This is a genomic window from Chryseobacterium sp. KBW03 (assembly GCF_003852415.1).
Taxonomy (GTDB): Bacteria; Bacteroidota; Bacteroidia; order Flavobacteriales; family Weeksellaceae; genus Chryseobacterium; species Chryseobacterium viscerum.
Window position 1 is genome coordinate 403,573 of sequence record NZ_QAJO01000001.1, and the last position, 17,936, is coordinate 421,508.

Here is a 17,936-nt window from a genome sequence, read left to right on the forward strand (position 1 = left end):
AACATGTTTTTAAAACTATTTGATTCAGTTAAAATTACTAGAGGTGCTAAAAATTCTATTATTTTAGATGCTAGTACTGGATTTTTACAATTCATTCCGATTGCTTTTTTTGATTTACTATCAAATGAACATCAAAACTATTCTGTATTAAAAAAACAACTAGATAATGAGAGTTTACAAACTTTAGAAGAGTACGTTAATTTCATCCTAGATAATAAATTAGGGGTTATTGTAAGTTCTAAAAAAGAATTATCAACTTTTCAGAATACATCAGAATTTAAAGAAACTCCTTCTCATGTTGACTATTTGATTTTAGATGTCAACAATTCTGGTGCTTTAAATGATGCGCTAGTACAACAGATTTGTGATTTGAAAATTAAATATCTACAAATCAGATTTTCAGAACTGGAATTAAATGATATAATAAAAGTAATTTCTAACTTATATCTGTTTAATAATTCCAGTATTAACGAAGTATCAGCTGTTGTAAATTATGACTTAAAATTGGTCACATTTATCAATGAGAATCACTACAAAATTTCAAATAAATTTCTTCATTTTATATTGCATTCATCGAATGAACAAGATTTTCAAACTTTAGACCACGTCCATATAAATATCATTAAAAATAAAATTAATATCCCTTTAAGTTGTGGATTGATTAACTTAAAAAATATCAATCTTAATCGTAACTTTTATCTTGAAGCAAAACAGCATAATTCCTGTCTTCACAAAAAAATAGCAGTAGATATAGAAGGTAACATTAAAAACTGTCCTTCAATGCCTCAAAATTTCGGAAACATTAGAGATACAACATTAGAGAATGCTTTAAGTCATCCTGAATTTAAGAAATATTGGAACTTAGCTAAAGATAGTATAGAAGTCTGCAAAGATTGTGAATTTCGTTATATCTGTACTGATTGTAGAGCTTACACTGAACAAACTCATACTAATAAGGAAGGATTAGATACTTCTAAACCTTTAAAATGCGGCTACAATCCTTACACTGGTGAATGGGAAGAATGGAGTACAAACCCTCTGAAACAAAAAGCAATTAAGCATTACAAGATGTTGGATTTCATCAAAAAAGTATAGAAAATCTAACTGTCTACCTGTTTTTAACAAATCATTATAAACCAATTGTCAATATGAAATATTATAATTAGTATTTCACAAAATAAAAGCTTTACTTCAAAATCGAAGGATCGGATTATTATTTATTTTGAAATAATTGTTTCCAGATAATTCTGCCAGTTTTCTTTATAGCTCGTTCCAATGGGAATTTCTATAGAGTTTATTTCAATTTCGTTCTTAGTATAAGCAGTCATTTTTTTTGTATGAATAATAAAAGAACGATGAATTCGAATAAATTCAGATTTCAGTAATTTTTCAAAAACCGAAATATTCTGTTTTATATGATGTGATCTTCCACTTTCCAAATGAATAGTGATGTAATCTTTCAGGCTTTCGATATACATAATCTCATCAAAGATAATTTTAATATGCCTATTGCCGCTTGTTACAAAAATATGATTTTCAGATCCGGCATTAACTTCTTTCTTTGGAGCTTGAAACTGTTTAAATTTTTCTATTGAAACAAAAAAACGGTCAAAAGTAATGGGTTTCAAAAGATAATCGATCACATTAAGCTCATACCCTTCAATTGCATATTCTCTGTAAGCTGTTGTAAAAATTACTTTAGGCGGATTTTTTAATTTTTTCAAGAAATCATTTCCTTTCAGCAGAGGCATTTCAATATCTAAAAAGATTAAATCGACAGAATTATGCTCTAAAAAGGAATATGCTTTTAATGCATTTTCAAAAGAATCTATTAACTCAAAATTTTCAAAATTCGACAAATGAGAAGCAATTAATTCTCTTGCCAAAGGTTCGTCGTCAACAATAATACATCTGTGTTTCATTTGAGATAAGTAGTTTGGAATTCTAAAAGCTAATTTAATCGTTTTGAATGGGCTATCGGCAGTCTTATAAAACTTCTTTCCCGTTTTGATTTTTCAGACAAAGTTTAACCGTATAAAACGTCTTCGTTTCTTCAATTTCCAATTGATGTTTTTTTGGATATAATAAATCCAATTGTTTCCGGACGTTTTCTAAGCCAATTTTAGATTTTTCTGAAATTCGGGCACATTCATTTTGAGGTTTTGTGTTCTCAATACTAAAAATAATTTGTCCTTTTTTACTTTCTAGATTCAACCTGATTGTTGCTTTTTCAGTTTCATTAATTACCCCATGCTTAAAAGCATTTTCGATAAAAGTCAGCACAATCAAAGGCGAAATCTTATTACTTTCCTGAATATCTTTCGTAAATAAAATATCCAATCTGTTTTCGTCATAACGTAATTTTTCCAAAGCAATATAATTCTCAATCAGCGTAATTTCTTTCTCAACAGAAACATAATCTTCATTACAGCGATATAAAACAAAGTCCAAAATCTCAGATAATTTAGCAATTACCTCAGGTGCCTTATCATCTTTTTTTAGGGTTAAAGTATATAGATTATTTAAAGTATTGAACAAGAAATGAGGGTTCAGCTGGTTTTTCAGCACCTTTAATTCTATCGACCGTTTTTCTTCTTCCAATTTTAAAAGACGCTGTTGTTTGCGATTAAAACTGATAAATCCTAAAATAATAACGGGATATGTGATAAAAGAAAACTCTCTTACTATCAATTTGCCAGAAGTAAGACGTTCACGAACCGTCATTGTATGCCCAAGCCAATCATCGAAGAAAGTTGGGAATCTGGGTTCTAGATAATAAAATTTTAAAGTCATTAAAAGAGCAAAAACAATATAAAACCAGCCTAAGGCAGAAATTATGAAAAATAAATATTTTTTTTTATTTAATGTTTCCGGAATAATCCAATATATCAAACCGTAAGCAACAGCGGCCTGTGCTAAAATTTTACAGGAATAAATAACAATGAATGCATAAGAATCTTCATTGTCAGATTTATTTGAAAAAAAAAACAGCAAAAATAAAATCCAGTATAAACAATGAAGCGCCGTCCTTTTTAAGTCAATTCTCTTAATAAAATTCATTATATACTTTAATAGACGCAAAGTAACAAAATATAGAAATAACGTCCGTCAATTAATATGAATAGTCTGTTTTAGCCTCTAAAAACTGCATTTCAGCATACGAATTCAATAAAACTTAAAAATAGATTATTTAAATGCTCAAACAGCTTCTTCAGCTGTATTCAAAGAAGGATCATAATGACGTGATTATATTCGCTTAAAATAACAAAATGATCAAACTTATTATTCTACCGGCAGCACTGTTAAGTAATATATTAAAATAAAAACCTTTTTAACGGGAAATGATTAACCAACAAAACGAAATGAAAAAAGTAATTAAAAATGCAATTGGTATTCTGTTTCTAATGACTACCTTAAACCTATTTTCGCAAGAAACCAAACAAGAAATAGTATACAGCAAAGCTTCTAAACTCATAAAGCCAACCTTGTTTGCTGATTTGGGAGAAACCAACCAAACGCCAGACGGAATGGCTTTAGATAAAAAAGGCAATCTATTTTTATCGATCACAAATCCAATTACATTTGATCAACACGGGAGCAAAATTCTAACTTTTGATGAAAATGATAAACCCGTCACTTGGTTTGATCAACTTCCATTGCATCCTACTACTAAAAAAGTACATCCTATGGGAATGGAGTTTGGTCCCGATGGAAATCTATATGTAATGGATAATCAGTTTTTTACAGGAAATGAAAATTTTTCAAGATTGATTCGGATTAATGTAAAAGACGGAAAACCTTTAAATGCTGAAGTTTTGGTTGAGGGATTTAATTTCGGAGAAGCTGTAAGATGGTATAAAAACCGGGTTTATATAACGGATGCATTATTTAAAAACAGAAGAGATAGCGGAATTTACAGCTTTACAATGAAACAATTAAATTCTAAAAATATCACTTTAGATACAGCCAATAAGAAAAATTATATCATTGCAACTTTTACTTTAAAACCAGAAGTTACGAAAAGAACGATAGGAATTGACGGGATTGCTTTTGATAAAAAAGGAAATTTATACGCTGGAAATTTTGGAGATGGTGTTATTAATAAACTAGAATTTGACAAGAGTGGAAAAGTAAAATCAAATACAATAGTTTTCGATTCAGATCAGTTAAAATGCTGTGACGGTTTTTTTTATGACGAAAAAAGAAATTCGATTTTTATCGCCAATTATGAGAACAACAGCGTACATCAGCTTAACTTAGATACCAATACAATTTCACTGATTTGGGAAAATGACAATGCAGACGGTTCCGATGGAAAACTGGATAATCCTTGTGAAACTATTATCTATAAAGGGAAATTATTAGTAGTTAATTATGATACTTTTCAAGGAGAAAAAAACAAAGAAATAGATGCTTTTCATACCATATCAAGCTTTGATCTGAAAAATTGAATTGAAATTAAATAGTAAGAAAAAAAAGCAAGCAATTAAGCAAACTAACGGTATCTCCTTAACCATAAAAGTGTTCAATAATGATCCTGTCATGACCACTTAAAGGCTCACAATCTTTGTGAGTCTTTTTTGTTTTTCATAGACTTCATTAAAATCTTATGCAAGAAAACTATTAATACAAGAATTAATTATCTGTAAAATATTGCTCAAACCATTGATCGAAACTTTCTTTATATTGAGCCTGAGCGTTTTTAATCAGTAAATCAGGTTCTTCGATCTGGCTTAAGCCATAATCTCCTTTCATCCAAGTCAAATATTTGCTTAAATCTTCACTCTCTTCATAATCATCTTCATCTTTATAAAAATAAGCTTCATCAAACTCTACTGAAATCTCAGTATCAAAAGTAAGTAAATGTAAAAGCTGTAAAATATTTTCAGCAACAATATGAACACCACCTTCATCTCCAAAAACAACAACTGGCATTTTATTTAAAGGCCGATCCGTTCCGTTATTCCAGATTGCATAGAATGAACCGGAACCATTTGCCTGAGCAAAAGGCAACATACTATTCAAAAAAATTTCATCATCACTCCAGCTTTTCAATCCGGACTTACTATCGATTAAAACACCAAAATCTTGTGAATAATTTCCAAACGAGGAAATAGTATTCTGGAAATAGATCAGTTTCTCAAGTTCTACAGGAATCTCTCCCAAACCTAAGTTTTTTTTAAATTCTATAATGTCTATCATTAGTTAATTATGTCTAGTTAATAAAATTAGCAAAATGAAAAAAGAATAACAAATTTATTAACTATCTTTAATTTTCCGGTCATCTTTTATATCAATTTAACAATATAATCAATCCATTTATCCCATAAATAAACTCCATAATAACAACGTTTTCAACATATTAAATCAAAACAATTATTGATTACATAAAATATCTTTTTCGTTATTATAAAATACCTATATTTACCACCAAGGAGTTCTTAAAACCTTCTTTATCAACCGAAATTGGTTACACTTAGGTGTGCATTAAAAGGGAATCGTGTGCAAATCACGAACTGTCGCGCAACTGTAAGTAACACATAAAGTTTTTATCAATTGATATCCACTGTATATTTTTTATATGGGAAGGATGATAAAAACCGTTACAAGTCAGGAGACCTGCCTATTTCGCATTGACGATGCTTTCGCGATTTGAAGCTTACAGTCAGGTATGATACGTTATGGATATAGTGTGATAAAACTGTTTTGTCAATCTGTATTACTTTTTGAGATGGATTACGAGTGAGCATTAGGTTGTTCTCATTATTCCATGGCTCAAATTCGTATCCCCCTTTCCGTAATTTTTTTTCTAATAAAGCACCGCGAAGTTTACTGAGAACTTTTTATAAGGTTTAATCAATGTAAAAAGTTATAAGGTGTACCGAAACAATCTTAATTATTCATGCAGTAACAACAGCTCTATTTTACAGACCTGTACGGCAAGAACTTTGCAAAATTCTCAATATCAATGTGATTTTAAGATTACTAAAATCCTTTTCTACCCTTCCTTTTTTACTAATAAGATAAGCATTTACAGCTCTTCTTCTCATTCGCAAACAAATTTCAACTCAACAATAAAATATTATAATGACCAAAAATGAAAATTGGAAATCTCCCGGCATGAAATTCCGGGAGGCAATGGAAAAAGAAAATCCCCTTCAGATTGTTGGAGCCATTAATGCAAACCATGCATTATTGGCACAGCAGGCTGGCTTTAATGCTATTTATCTTTCAGGAGGAGGTGTTGCAGCAGGGTCTTTAGGAATTCCTGATTTAGGTATTACCACTCTGGATGATGTGCTCATAGATGTTCAGCGTATTACCAATATTTGTGATTTGCCACTTATGGTAGACATCGATACAGGTTTTGGGCCTTCCGCATTTAATGTCGCCAGAACTATTAAATCATTGATCAAAGCCGGAGCAGCAGCGGTACACATCGAAGATCAGGTGGGGGCAAAACGTTGTGGACATAGGCCAGGAAAAGAAATCGTAAGCAAAGAAGAAATGGTAGACCGTCTTAAGGCTGCTGCAGATGCCCGTACCGATGAAAGCTTTGTTATCGGCGCAAGAACAGATGCTTTTGCCAATGAAGGACTGGAAAAAACTTTAGAAAGAGCAATAGCCTATAAGGAAGCTGGTGCAGATTTCATTTTTGCTGAAGCAGTACCCGATTTAAGTTTTTATCAAAAATTTGTTGATGCTACCGGAATTCCTGTGCTTGCGAATATCACGGAATTTGGGATGATTAAAATGTACACGGTAGAAGAGCTAAAAAACGCAGGTGTTGGGCTCATCCTCTACCCTCTTTCTGCCTTCCGGGCTGCTAATAAAGCGGCACAAAATGTATACAATCATATTCGCAAAGACGGAACACAGGCCAACGTACTGGATACTATGCAAACAAGAGAAGAACTCTATCACAGTATCGGCTACCACGATTATGAACAAAAATTAGATAATCTTTTTAAACAAAATACTCATGTCAACGAATAGCGAACCAACATTTAAACCTAAAAAAAGTGTAGCCCTTTCCGGGGTTACAGCAGGCAATACCGCTCTTTGCAGTGTCGGGAAAAGCGGAAATGACCTCCATTACAGAGGTTACGATATTTTGGATCTTGCAGAAAAAACACAATTTGAAGAGGTGGCTTACCTTCTTATTTATGGCCAGTTACCTACAGAAGCACAGTTGAAAAACTATAAAGCCAAATTAAAATCTTTGAGAGGTCTTCCTCATTCTGTAAGAAATATCTTAAAAAGTATTCCGGCAGCGGCACACCCAATGGATGTTATGCGCTCAATGGTTTCAGCGGTTGGTAGTATTCAGCCTGAAAAAGATGACCATAATGTCGCGGGAGCAAGAGATATTGCTGATAAATTATTAGCATCATTCAGTTCCGGACTGTTATATTGGTATCACTATACCCACAATGGTAAAGAGATTGATGTTGAGACTGATGACGATACTATCGGTGGACATTTCCTTCATTTGTTACATGGCAAAAAAGCTCCTGATTCATGGATAAAAGCAATGGAGATATCTCTTAATCTGTATGCTGAACATGAGTTTAACGCTTCTACTTTCACGGCCCGTGTTATTGCCGGTACATCTTCAGATTTTTATTCCTGTATCACAGGGGCTATCGGAGCTTTAAGAGGCCCAAAACATGGAGGAGCCAATGAAGTGGCTTTTGAAATACAAAGCCGTTATCATTCTCCTGATGAAGCTGAAGAAGATATCAGAAAGCGTATTGCCAACAAAGAAGTCATTATTGGATTTGGGCACCCTGTTTACACGATATCAGATCCAAGAAATGTAGTCATAAAAAAAGTAGCCCAAGAACTTTCTGAAGAAGCCGGAGATATGCTGTTGTATAACATCGCTGAAAGATTGGAAAGTATCATGTGGGAAGAAAAGAAAATGTTCCCTAATCTGGATTGGTTCTCCGCAGTATCTTATCACCAGATGGGAGTTCCTACCCTGATGTTCACTCCGTTATTCGTTATTTCAAGAGTTACAGGATGGAGCGCCCACATTATTGAACAAAGACAGGATGGGAAAATTATCCGTCCAAGCGCCAATTATACAGGTCCTGAAAATAAAGACTTTGTCTCCATCAAAAACAGAAAATAAAAAATTCAATTAATAATTTAAACTTAAAAAATAAAGATGTCATCACACATTTCAAACGAAAGACCACAACCTGATCAGGTATTAGTAGATATTGCAGACTATGTATTACACTATGAAATTAAAAATGAACTAGCCTGGAAAACAGCTCATTATTGTTTATTAGATACCATCGGATGCGGATTGGAAGCGTTGACTTATCCAGCATGTACTAAGCTTTTAGGACCTATTGTAAAAGGAACAGTAGTTCCGAATGGTGCTAAAGTTCCGGGTACACAATTTCAGTTAGATCCCGTACAGGCAGCTTTCAACATCGGTGCTATTATCCGTTGGTTAGATTTCAATGATACCTGGCTAGCCGCTGAATGGGGACACCCTTCGGATAATCTGGGAGGAATTTTAGCAACAGCTGACTGGCTTTCAAGAACGAATATTGCAGAAGGAAAGTCTCCTTTAAAAATGAAACAGGTTTTGGAAGCTATGATTATGGCTCATGAGATTCAGGGAGTTATCGCATTAGAAAATTCATTCAACAAAGTAGGGTTAGACCACGTATTATTGGTGAAATTAGCATCTACTGCCGTTGTCGGAAAATTAATAGGTTTGACTCGTGATGAGTTGATCAATGCCGTTTCATTAGCATTTGTTGACGGACAGTCTTTAAGAACATATCGTCATGCTCCCAATACGGGAAGTCGTAAATCATGGGCTGCCGGAGATGCCACATCAAGAGCTGTACGTCTGGCATTAATTGCTAAAACAGGCGAAATGGGCTACCCATCTGTACTGACTGCCAAAACATGGGGATTCTATGATGTATCTTTCAAAGGAAATGAATTCAAATTCCAGAGAGATTATAGTTCTTATGTAATGGAAAATGTATTGTTTAAAATTTCTTTCCCTGCAGAATTCCACTCCCAAACAGCTGTAGAAGCTGCAATGACCTTACATCACAAATTAAAAGAATCAGGAAAATCATCTGAAGACATCAAAAAAATAACAGTCCGTACCCACGAAGCCTGCATTCGCATCATTGATAAAAAAGGACCATTGAATAATCCTGCTGACCGTGACCATGCTATTCAGTACATGCTGGCGGTTCCTTTGATTTTCGGAAGATTGACAGCAGCAGATTATGAAGATAACGTAGCATCAGATCCAAGAATCGACATTCTTCGTGATAAAATTGAATGTGTAGAAGACGTACAATTCACGACAGATTATCATGATCCTGAAAAACGTTCTATTGCCAATGCTTTAACGGTAGAGCTAAACGACGGAACTGTTTTGGACGAAATCGTTGTAGAATACCCAATTGGTCACAAACGCAGAAGAGATGAAGGTATTCCGGAATTGATCAAGAAATATAAAGTAAATCTTGCCAGAATATTCCCGGAAAAACAACAGAGAATCGTATTAGAAAACTCTTTAGAATACGACACCCTGGTGAATCTCGATGTCAACGAGTTTGTTGATTTACTGGTAATTTAATAATAAAAAGTTGAGAGTGAAAATGAAAACTCACTCTCAGCTTTTCACTCTCAATCTAAAAAACATGTCACAAAAAGTAAAAATATTAATCAACGGGGATTTTATAGAAAGTAAAGCTACAGAACATCTTCCCGTAGAAAACCCCGCTACACAGGAAATTATTGCAGAAGTCCCCCTGACTGAACTGTCTGAAATAGACCAAGCCATAGAAGCAGCTACAGAAGCCTTCAAAATATGGAAAGAGATTGCTACTCCGGAAAGAGCAAGGTTCTTTCTAAAATACCAGCAGCTTTTAAAGGAAAATCAAAAAGAAATTGCCGAAATCCTGTCCAAAGAAAACGGAAAAACTTTTCCTGATGCAATGGGAGATGTATGGCGCGGAATTGAAGTCGTAGAACACGCCTGCAATATTCCAACGCTCATGATGGGAGAAACGGTAGAAAATGTTGCAAGAGGTGTCGATACCTACAGCTATATCCAGCCACTGGGTGTTTGTGCAGGAATTACCCCTTTCAACTTTCCGGCAATGATCCCTTTATGGATGTTCCCTATGGCCATTGCATGCGGAAATACCTTTATCCTGAAACCTTCCGAGCAAACCCCTATGACCTCAATGAAAATGGTAGAATTATTTTTACAGGCAGGTTTTCCTAAAGGCGTATTGAATATTGTTCATGGATCAAAAGATCAGGTAAATCATATTCTGAACCACCCGGAAATCAAAGCTATTTCGTTTGTAGGTTCCGTTCCTGTTGCAGAACATGTTTATCGTACAGGGACAGATAACCTGAAAAGAGTTCAGGCTTTTGGTGGGGCAAAAAACCACATGGTAGTTATGCCGGATGCCAATAAAGAACAGGTCATCAACAACTTGGTAGGAGCTTCCTGCGGAGCGGCCGGCCAGCGTTGTATGGCAATCAGTGTGGCTATTTTGGTGGGGGATGCTCAAAATTGGGTAGACGATATCAAAAAAGCTCTAAGCACCATTAAACCGGGAGTCTGGTCTGATGAATCTGCGGCATTTGGCCCACTGATCAATAAACAGTCAAAAGATAAAGTTTTAAGATTGATCCAAAGTGCTTATGACCAAGGTGCCGAAGTATTACTGGATGGCAGTGATTGTAAAGTAGAAGGATATGAGAACGGATATTTTGTAGGCGCAACGTTGTTCAATAACGTATCAACAGATATGGACATTTATAAAGAAGAGATTTTCGGACCTGCTTTATTGCTGTTAAAGGCGGAAACATTAGATGAAGCCATTAAAATAATCAATGCAAACCCTTACGGAAACGGAACTTCCATTTTCACCAATTCAGGAGCCGCAGCAAGAAAATTTCAGCACGAGATTGAAGTGGGACAAATTGGGGTAAACCTTCCGATTCCTGTTCCATTACCGTTTTTCTCTTTTACAGGATGGAGAAAATCTTTCTTTGGTGATCTGCATTCTTACGGAAAACAAGGCGTTCGTTTTTATACGGAAACCAAAACCATTACAGCACGCTGGTTTGAAGAAGATATTCCTGCAGGCGATTTGAATATGACGATCAGTTTAAAATAATTTTCCATGGAATTTAACCTAAATGAAGATCAACTGGCGTTTCAGGACGCAGCAAGAAAATTTGCTGAAAAAGAACTGGCACCTTATGCTTCGGAATGGGATGCTCAAAAGATATTCCCAAGAGAAGCGATTGTCAAAGCCGGAGCATTAGGTTTTTGTGGTGTTTACACCAGTGAAGATGCAGAAGGTTTGGGATTATCACGATTAGACGCAACCATTATATTTGAAGAACTGGCAGTAGCCTGCCCTTCCACTACCGCCTACATTACGATACACAATATGGTCTCATGGATGATTGATGAATTTGGAAATGATGAGATCAGAAAGCAACTTTGTCCAGGGCTGGCTTCAGGAAAATTATTAGGTTCCTATTGCCTTACAGAACCAGGTTCAGGTTCAGATGCAGCAGCCTTAAAAACAACCGCCGTAAAAGCAGATAACAACTATATAATTAACGGGACTAAAGCATTTATTTCCGGGGCAGGCGAAAGTGATATACTCATTGTAATGGCCCGTACAGGAGATTCCGGGTCCAAAGGGATCAGTGCTTTTGTTGTACCTGCTGATACTGAAGGCATCAGTTTCGGTGAGAAAGAGAAGAAACTGGGATGGAACACTCAGCCTACCCGATTTGTTTTCTTTGATCATGTGAAAGTGGATGAAAAAAACCTTTTAGGTGAATTGGGACAAGGATTTAAAATAGCGTTGAAAGGCCTGGATGGCGGACGTATCAATATCGGAACATGTTCTGTAGGAGCGGCACAGGGAGCGATCAATCAGGCCCGAAAATATATGCATGAAAGACTGCAGTTCGGAAAATCACTGGCACAATTTCAGTCGATGCAATTTAAGATTGCTGATATGGCAACGGAACTGGTTGCCGCCCGGCAAATGGTCCATTTAGCCGCTTTCAAATTAGATTCCAAAGATCCCAATGCCACGACTTACTGTGCCATGGCAAAACGTCTGGCCACCGATATGTGCTTTAATATCTGTAATGAAGCATTGCAAATATTGGGCGGATATGGATGTACTCAGGATTTCCCGGTAGAACGCCTTATGCGTGACGCCAGAATTCATCAGGTGGTAGAAGGAACTAATGAAATTATGAAACTGGTGATTTCAAGAAAGATTTTAGAAGAAGGGGAAATATCACAAATCCGTTAATTCAAAAGATTAAAAATGAGCTTAATACTAACAGAAATAAAAAATAAAGTCGGGATTATCACCCTGAATTCCGAAAAAACACTCAATTCTCTTTCATTAGAAATGATCGAAGAACTGAAAACCGTTTTGGAAGACTGGAAAACATCCGATGAAGTAACCTGCTTATTCATCCAGGGAGCAGGTGAAAAAGCACTCTGCGCCGGAGGAGATGTAAGAAAGCTGCATGATGCTATTATTGAACAACAAAGCATTGATGGAACAAAAGTACCTCAGCAATGTTTTGATTTCTTTTCAAAGGAATATCAGGTAGATTATACCATTCATACTTATCCGAAGCCCATCATCGTTTGGGGACACGGAATTGTCATGGGGGGCGGAATCGGAATTATGGTTGGGGCATCACACCGGATTGTTACAGAACGAAGCAAACTGGCAATGCCGGAAATCACCATTGGTCTGTATCCGGATGTAGGAGGTACCTGGTTTTTAAATAAAATGCCCTCCGCCTATGGAATTTATTTAGGATTAACAGGAGCAAGATTAGACGGTGCAGACTGTAAGTTTCTCGGATTGGCAGATTATTATATTCCGTCTTCTGCAAAAGAAATCATCCTTGATGCTCTTGAAAAAGCCCAATGGAATGGAAATAATCATCAAACCGTTTCTGCTATCCTGGAAAATATTTCTAAAGAAACAGATATTCCGGAATCACAGGCACAGATACACCAATCCTTCATTAAACAATTTGAAGATATTAATTCTTTAGAAGAATTCAGCGAAATACTGGTCAATCATCCGGACAAAGATGATTGGATTAATCATGGATTTAAAAGCTTTGAAGCGGGCTCTCCAAGTTCAGCTAATATCATCTTCAGACAATTGAAACAAGGTGAAAATGCAAGTTTGGAGGAAGTATTTCAATCCGAACTGAACTTGTCCTGCCAATGCTGCATTCATCCTGATTTTGCAGAAGGCGTAAGAGCTTTATTGGTAGATAAAGACCAATCTCCACAATGGCATCCGGCTACACTAAATGATGTTACGAAAGAATGGGTAGACCGTTATTTTACCCCACTTTGGTCTCACGAAGAACATCCATTAAAAAATTTAGGAAAAAAAGAATAAATATGGCAAACATAGCATTTATAGGATTAGGAAATATGGGTGGGCCAATGGCCGCAAACCTGGTAAAAAATGGCCACAGCGTTATTGGATTTGACCTTTCCAACTCTGCTTTAGAAGCATTACTTTCTGCAGGCGGACGCATCTCCGATTCAGCTTTAGCAGCATCTAAAGATGCAGATGTGGTGATCTCTATGCTGCCATCAGGCAAACACGTTGCTGAACTGTATTCTGAAGAATTCATCAGCCAGCTGAAGCCCGATACCTTATTGATTGACAGCAGTACGATTGATGCTGTTACTGCCCGTTCTGTTGCTCAGCTGGCAGCTTCAAAAGGCTGTAAAATGATTGACGCACCCGTTTCCGGAGGTACCGCAGGAGCGCAGGCAGGAACCTTGACTTTTATTGTAGGGGGTAAGACCAAGGACTATGAAAAAGCAAGACCCCTATTAAAATGTATGGGACAGAATATTTTCCATGCAGGAGACTCAGGAGCGGGACAGGTTGCTAAAATCTGTAACAATATGCTATTGGCTGTACACATGATTGGAACCTCTGAAGCGATCAATTTAGGAGTCCGTCATGGTTTGGACCCTAAAATATTAAGTGAAATAATGCAGAAGAGTTCCGGTAGAAACTGGTCGCTGGAAGTCTACAATCCCTACCCCGGAGTTATGGAAAATGCTCCCGCTTCCAGAGAATATTCGGGAGGTTTTGCAGTAGACTTAATGACAAAGGATTTAGGATTGGCAGCAGAAGCAGGACTGGAAACCAGAACCTCTACCCCATTGGGAAATGCTGCTTTAAACCTCTATAGAATATGGAGTGAGGCCGGAAATGGTGCAACCGATTTTTCAAGCATTATTCAATTCTTAAACAAACATCAATAATCATGAATTTTGAAACATTACTATACCAGCAGGAAGGACATATCGGCACGTTAACCATTAACCGTCCACAAGCTTTGAATTCTTTGAATGAAACGGTTTTAAAAGAACTGAAATCATTTGCCGAACAGATCAAATTGAACAAAGACATTCGTGTTTTGATCATTACCGGATCAGGCGAAAAGGCTTTTGTTGCTGGAGCTGATATCAAAGCAATGCAGGGTATGACCCCAAAAGAAGCAACAGATTTCTCGATTATGGCTCAAACGGCTTTCAATTCCATTGAAGAATTGCCATTCGCTGTTATAGCAGCTGTAAATGGTTTTGCATTGGGTGGCGGCTGTGAACTGGCATTGTCCTGTGATATTATTCTGGCAAGCGAAAAAGCTAAGTTCGGATTACCGGAAGTAACACTTGGACTACTGCCTTGTTTTGGTGGAACACAGCGTTTACCAAGAGCCATCGGATTGTACAAAGCAAGGGAAATGGTATTTTCCGGTGAATTCTATTCAGCAGAAGCTTGTAGAGAATTTGGCTTTGTAAACCGCGTTATTGCCCCTGAAGAGCTATTGAATGAAACTCACAAACTAGCGGCAACGATTGCCTCAAGAGGTCCTGTAGCTCTAGCAAAAGCAAAACAATCATTGAATACAGGTGTTGAATTACATATTACAGAAGGCTTACAACAGGAAGCAGTTTTATTCGGAGAATTATTTGATACACAAGACCACAGCGAAGGTATTGGAGCATTTATAGAAAAAAGAAGTCCGGATTTTAAAGGAGAATAATAAAGAAAATGAATTTTGAAAGAGAGAAATTAGTGTTGCCGGAAGGTGGTAAAAAGCTTCTTCTGCATTCCTGCTGTGCTCCTTGTTCGGGAGAGGTCATGGAAGCAATAATCGCTTCGGATATTGACTTTACTATTTTTTTCCACAATCCCAATATTCATCCAAAGAAAGAATATGAATTAAGGAAAGAAGAAAATATCCGTTTTGCAGAAAAGCATAATATTCCTTTTGTTGACGCTGATTACGATGTTGACGATTGGTTTGCCAGAGCCAAAGGAATGGAATGGGAACCTGAGAGAGGAATCCGATGCACCATGTGTTTTGATATGCGCTTTGAACGTACCGCATTATATGCTTACGAAAACGGATTTGATATCATTTCCAGCTCGTTGGGAATTTCCAGATGGAAAAATATGGAACAAATCAACGATTCCGGTATACAGGCAGCCAGTCATTATGAAGGAATTATATACTGGACGTATAACTGGAGGAAAAAAGGCGGCTCAAAACGAATGCTGGAAATAAGTAAAGAAGAAGAATTCTACATGCAGGAATATTGTGGCTGCGCTTATTCTTTACGGGATACCAACAAATGGAGACTAGAAAATGGAAGAGAGAAAATAAAATTGGGTGAAAAATATTATGGAAAAGAATGAGAACGTATTATGGAGTGAATTTGGACTACAACTGGAACAAAAAATAAGGTCATTCCATCAGAATGTACACCCGATCAGTATAGGAAATAATGCAGAAGAGCTGAAATATTTTGTGTCATTAATGACCTTTGAAGTCCATGAGATAAAAAAAGTATCGGAAACAATCAATCAACATCCTATTGACCAAAAATTTTCAGATCCTGGAAGTCCATCATTTGATCCGTTACAATTAGCAGTTCAGTATTTTCAGAACAGCGAAACAGATGATGCATGCTGGCTGCTGTTTTTATACTCCTATATTGGAAAACATCCCAATTATGAATGGAATCTGCTTAGAAAAATGTATTTCAACACTGATCATAATGAGGTGTGGAAATGGGAAAATATAAGTACTCATTATGAGGTTTTTCAGGAATGGTTTCTGGAAAACATCCCTGCCATAAAAGATAAAGCAGGACTGGGAGAACATCACAAATATTCTGAGCTGAGCAACTCCAAAGCCATTGTCATATGCCGGGATATGCAGGAATATATTCTTTGGATACGGGAATTTGGGAATCATCATACCATTCTATCAAATCAGGCAGAAATCACTCCTACTAAACTATTTAGGGAGCTGTATAGATCAATGGATGCTAAAACCAGTTTTAATAAGCTGGTTAAGTTTAAATATTTAAGTCTGTTAGGCATTCTTACGATATTTCCTATTCAACCCGATCAGCCTTATCTGAATGATTTTATCTTATCCAGAAGAGGAGCACAACATCTTTTTGAAAGTAAGAACCGCAAAAAAATTCCTGTTGAGAAATTGAATGCTCTCTTACTTTCATTACATCATTATCTGGAACTCAACCATGGCTTAGAAGTATTACAGAAAGTCTTGGCAAAATGGGGGAAAGAAAGATTTAAAGTAGAAAGACAAAATTTTAAAAGATATATTTGATTTTGTAGGAGGCCGGCATATTCTTATGACCGGTCTCCTTTTTACCTCTACAAATAGTTGTAATAAAAATCAAATTGTTATAATTTTGCTTTTCCTATTCAAATCCAATGAAAAATTTTAATCTCATTATCGCAAGCTGTTTATTTATCTCGATACTATCATGTACGTCAACAGCTCCAGTTTCAACAGCTTCCACCCAAAGCACGCCTTATCAAAACCTTGGTCGTGACGGAAAAATATATGCAGCATTTTATCAGCAAAGAGCGGCAGAATATGAAGCCTTATGTCTTCAGGCATACAACATTGCAAAACTCCGTCTGGATGAAGCTTTAGCACAAAAATCAGAGAAACCTTTAGCAATCGTTTCAGACATTGATGAGACTTTTTTAGATAATTCCTATTACGCCGTTGAACGTTCAAAGATGGGAAAGAATTACGATCAGAAAACATGGGAAGAATGGACCGCAAAAGGGATTGCCAAACCCCTTACAGGTTCTCAGGAATTCTATCAGTATGCTGCAAGCAAGGGAATTCAGGTTTTTTATGTGACCAATCGTATTGAGCAGGAACGTGAAGGAACCCTGAAGAACTTGAAACAATACAATTTCCCACTTCAAAATGATACCAACCTTATCCTTAGATCAAAAGAAAGCAGTAAGGAAAACAGAAGAAAGGATATTGCCAAAAATTACAATATTGTTTTACTCTTAGGAGATAATCTTGCCGACTTCTCAGCCATATTTGATAAAAAATCGGAGACGGAACGATCTGCTGCTGTGAAAAATTCAGCAGATGATTTCGGTAAAAAATTCATTATCATTCCCAATGTAGGTTACGGAGACTGGGAATCTTCATTTTATAATTACAAATACGATTACACCGATCAGCAAAAAGATTCAATGATGTACGATGCTGTGAAATCTAATCCTTAAAAAATACTTTTCAATCTCCTATTAAGTTCTTATAACAAAGAACTGGAGAATTCGTTCAAGCTTATAAAACCTCACAACTTTGCTGTGAGGTTTTTTCTTTTTTCATAAATAGCACTTCCCTATTCTTTCTTTTATAAGAGTTATCAATCTGTCTGTCTTATTTTTTTGAGACAACTTTCATTTTTCATGCAATAGAAGATCAGAATATATCCCAACATCAGGACAAAAGTGACGAAATGACACCATTTTACTAAT

Annotated in this window: 16 protein-coding genes and 1 riboswitch; of the genes, 13 read left to right on the forward strand and 3 right to left on the reverse strand. The window is 36.1% G+C overall.

The genetic code is table 11. From position 1 onward, the window contains the following. Positions 1 to 3 precede the first annotated feature (3 nt). Positions 4 to 1,095 (forward strand): grasp-with-spasm system SPASM domain peptide maturase, encoded by a 1,092-nt coding sequence (gwsS, locus tag DBR39_RS01715; protein WP_124530573.1) that lies wholly within the window; start codon positions 4 to 6, stop codon positions 1,093 to 1,095. Between the two features lie 122 nt (positions 1,096 to 1,217). Here the strand turns inward: gwsS and DBR39_RS01720 are convergent, their stop codons facing one another. Beyond that, positions 1,218 to 1,922 carry a LytR/AlgR family response regulator transcription factor gene (locus tag DBR39_RS01720; RefSeq protein WP_124530574.1) on the reverse strand — a complete coding sequence of 235 codons (705 nt, stop codon included), beginning with the start codon at positions 1,920 to 1,922 and terminating at the stop codon, positions 1,218 to 1,220. Positions 1,923 to 1,986: 64 nt separating this feature from the next. Next, the gene (locus tag DBR39_RS01725; protein ID WP_124530575.1) at positions 1,987 to 3,060 is read right to left on the reverse strand and encodes a sensor histidine kinase; all 1,074 of its coding nucleotides are present in this window, start codon (positions 3,058 to 3,060) and stop codon (positions 1,987 to 1,989) included. Positions 3,061 to 3,362: 302 nt separating this feature from the next. Between DBR39_RS01725 and DBR39_RS01730 the strand changes: the two genes are divergently transcribed. Continuing rightward, positions 3,363 to 4,451: a hypothetical protein gene (locus tag DBR39_RS01730; RefSeq protein WP_124530576.1), complete on the forward strand. Its 1,089-nt coding sequence runs from the start codon at positions 3,363 to 3,365 to the stop codon at positions 4,449 to 4,451. 184 nt (positions 4,452 to 4,635) lie between these two features. Here the strand turns inward: DBR39_RS01730 and DBR39_RS01735 are convergent, their stop codons facing one another. After that, positions 4,636 to 5,202 (reverse strand): hypothetical protein, encoded by a 567-nt coding sequence (locus tag DBR39_RS01735; RefSeq protein WP_124530577.1) that lies wholly within the window; start codon positions 5,200 to 5,202, stop codon positions 4,636 to 4,638. Between the two features lie 248 nt (positions 5,203 to 5,450). Next, positions 5,451 to 5,642, forward strand: a riboswitch (cobalamin riboswitch). Between the two features lie 445 nt (positions 5,643 to 6,087). On the opposite strand from DBR39_RS01735, the gene prpB reads away from it, so the two are divergent. The 11 genes from prpB (at position 6,088) to DBR39_RS01790 (ending at position 17,681) form a co-directional block, all read left to right on the forward strand. Then, on the forward strand, positions 6,088 to 6,996 hold the full coding sequence (gene prpB, locus DBR39_RS01740) for a methylisocitrate lyase (protein ID WP_124530578.1): 909 nt from the start codon (positions 6,088 to 6,090) through the stop codon (positions 6,994 to 6,996). Then, positions 6,983 to 8,137, forward strand: coding sequence for a 2-methylcitrate synthase (gene prpC / locus DBR39_RS01745; protein ID WP_124530579.1), 1,155 nt, complete (start codon positions 6,983 to 6,985; stop codon positions 8,135 to 8,137). Before prpB ends, prpC begins: the two co-directional genes overlap by 14 nt. A 36-nt stretch (positions 8,138 to 8,173) precedes the next feature. Then, positions 8,174 to 9,625: a bifunctional 2-methylcitrate dehydratase/aconitate hydratase gene (locus tag DBR39_RS01750; protein ID WP_124530580.1), complete on the forward strand. Its 1,452-nt coding sequence runs from the start codon at positions 8,174 to 8,176 to the stop codon at positions 9,623 to 9,625. Positions 9,626 to 9,689: 64 nt separating this feature from the next. Next, positions 9,690 to 11,186 carry a CoA-acylating methylmalonate-semialdehyde dehydrogenase gene (locus tag DBR39_RS01755; protein ID WP_124530581.1) on the forward strand — a complete coding sequence of 499 codons (1,497 nt, stop codon included), beginning with the start codon at positions 9,690 to 9,692 and terminating at the stop codon, positions 11,184 to 11,186. Between the two features lie 6 nt (positions 11,187 to 11,192). Further along, positions 11,193 to 12,353: an acyl-CoA dehydrogenase family protein gene (locus DBR39_RS01760; protein ID WP_124530582.1), complete on the forward strand. Its 1,161-nt coding sequence runs from the start codon at positions 11,193 to 11,195 to the stop codon at positions 12,351 to 12,353. Between the two features lie 15 nt (positions 12,354 to 12,368). Further along, on the forward strand, positions 12,369 to 13,478 hold the full coding sequence (locus DBR39_RS01765; protein ID WP_124530583.1) for an enoyl-CoA hydratase/isomerase family protein: 1,110 nt from the start codon (positions 12,369 to 12,371) through the stop codon (positions 13,476 to 13,478). Between the two features lie 2 nt (positions 13,479 to 13,480). Further along, positions 13,481 to 14,365 carry a 3-hydroxyisobutyrate dehydrogenase gene (gene mmsB, locus DBR39_RS01770; RefSeq protein ID WP_228447740.1) on the forward strand — a complete coding sequence of 295 codons (885 nt, stop codon included), beginning with the start codon at positions 13,481 to 13,483 and terminating at the stop codon, positions 14,363 to 14,365. Positions 14,366 to 14,367: 2 nt separating this feature from the next. Further along, positions 14,368 to 15,150, forward strand: coding sequence for an enoyl-CoA hydratase/isomerase family protein (locus tag DBR39_RS01775; protein WP_124530585.1), 783 nt, complete (start codon positions 14,368 to 14,370; stop codon positions 15,148 to 15,150). A gap of 8 nt (positions 15,151 to 15,158) precedes the next feature. Beyond that, positions 15,159 to 15,806 (forward strand): epoxyqueuosine reductase QueH, encoded by a 648-nt coding sequence (locus tag DBR39_RS01780; RefSeq protein ID WP_124530586.1) that lies wholly within the window; start codon positions 15,159 to 15,161, stop codon positions 15,804 to 15,806. Continuing rightward, positions 15,793 to 16,749: a hypothetical protein gene (locus tag DBR39_RS01785; protein WP_124530587.1), complete on the forward strand. Its 957-nt coding sequence runs from the start codon at positions 15,793 to 15,795 to the stop codon at positions 16,747 to 16,749. Before DBR39_RS01780 ends, DBR39_RS01785 begins: the two co-directional genes overlap by 14 nt. A gap of 107 nt (positions 16,750 to 16,856) precedes the next feature. Further along, a complete protein-coding gene (locus tag DBR39_RS01790) occupies positions 16,857 to 17,681 on the forward strand; it encodes a 5'-nucleotidase, lipoprotein e(P4) family (protein ID WP_124530588.1) in 825 nt (274 codons plus the stop codon). Positions 17,682 to 17,936 lie beyond the last annotated feature (255 nt).

Excerpts from the sequence above, each read along its gene's own strand:
- DBR39_RS01720 (WP_124530574.1), bottom strand. The coding sequence starts at position 1,922 with ATGAAACACAGATGTATTATTGTTGACGACGAACCTTTGGCAAGAGAA.
- gwsS (WP_124530573.1), top strand. The coding sequence starts at position 4 with ATGTTTTTAAAACTATTTGATTCAGTTAAAATTACTAGAGGTGCTAAA.
- DBR39_RS01725 (WP_124530575.1), bottom strand. The coding sequence starts at position 3,060 with ATGAATTTTATTAAGAGAATTGACTTAAAAAGGACGGCGCTTCATTGT.
- DBR39_RS01760 (WP_124530582.1), top strand. The coding sequence starts at position 11,193 with ATGGAATTTAACCTAAATGAAGATCAACTGGCGTTTCAGGACGCAGCA.
- DBR39_RS01765 (WP_124530583.1), top strand. The coding sequence starts at position 12,369 with ATGAGCTTAATACTAACAGAAATAAAAAATAAAGTCGGGATTATCACC.
- DBR39_RS01755 (WP_124530581.1), top strand. The coding sequence starts at position 9,690 with ATGTCACAAAAAGTAAAAATATTAATCAACGGGGATTTTATAGAAAGT.
- mmsB (WP_228447740.1), top strand. The coding sequence starts at position 13,481 with ATGGCAAACATAGCATTTATAGGATTAGGAAATATGGGTGGGCCAATG.
- DBR39_RS01750 (WP_124530580.1), top strand. The coding sequence starts at position 8,174 with ATGTCATCACACATTTCAAACGAAAGACCACAACCTGATCAGGTATTA.
- prpB (WP_124530578.1), top strand. The coding sequence starts at position 6,088 with ATGACCAAAAATGAAAATTGGAAATCTCCCGGCATGAAATTCCGGGAG.
- DBR39_RS01735 (WP_124530577.1), bottom strand. The coding sequence starts at position 5,202 with ATGATAGACATTATAGAATTTAAAAAAAACTTAGGTTTGGGAGAGATT.
- prpC (WP_124530579.1), top strand. The coding sequence starts at position 6,983 with ATGTCAACGAATAGCGAACCAACATTTAAACCTAAAAAAAGTGTAGCC.
- DBR39_RS01785 (WP_124530587.1), top strand. The coding sequence starts at position 15,793 with ATGGAAAAGAATGAGAACGTATTATGGAGTGAATTTGGACTACAACTG.
- DBR39_RS01780 (WP_124530586.1), top strand. The coding sequence starts at position 15,159 with ATGAATTTTGAAAGAGAGAAATTAGTGTTGCCGGAAGGTGGTAAAAAG.
- DBR39_RS01730 (WP_124530576.1), top strand. The coding sequence starts at position 3,363 with ATGAAAAAAGTAATTAAAAATGCAATTGGTATTCTGTTTCTAATGACT.
- DBR39_RS01790 (WP_124530588.1), top strand. The coding sequence starts at position 16,857 with ATGAAAAATTTTAATCTCATTATCGCAAGCTGTTTATTTATCTCGATA.
- DBR39_RS01775 (WP_124530585.1), top strand. The coding sequence starts at position 14,368 with ATGAATTTTGAAACATTACTATACCAGCAGGAAGGACATATCGGCACG.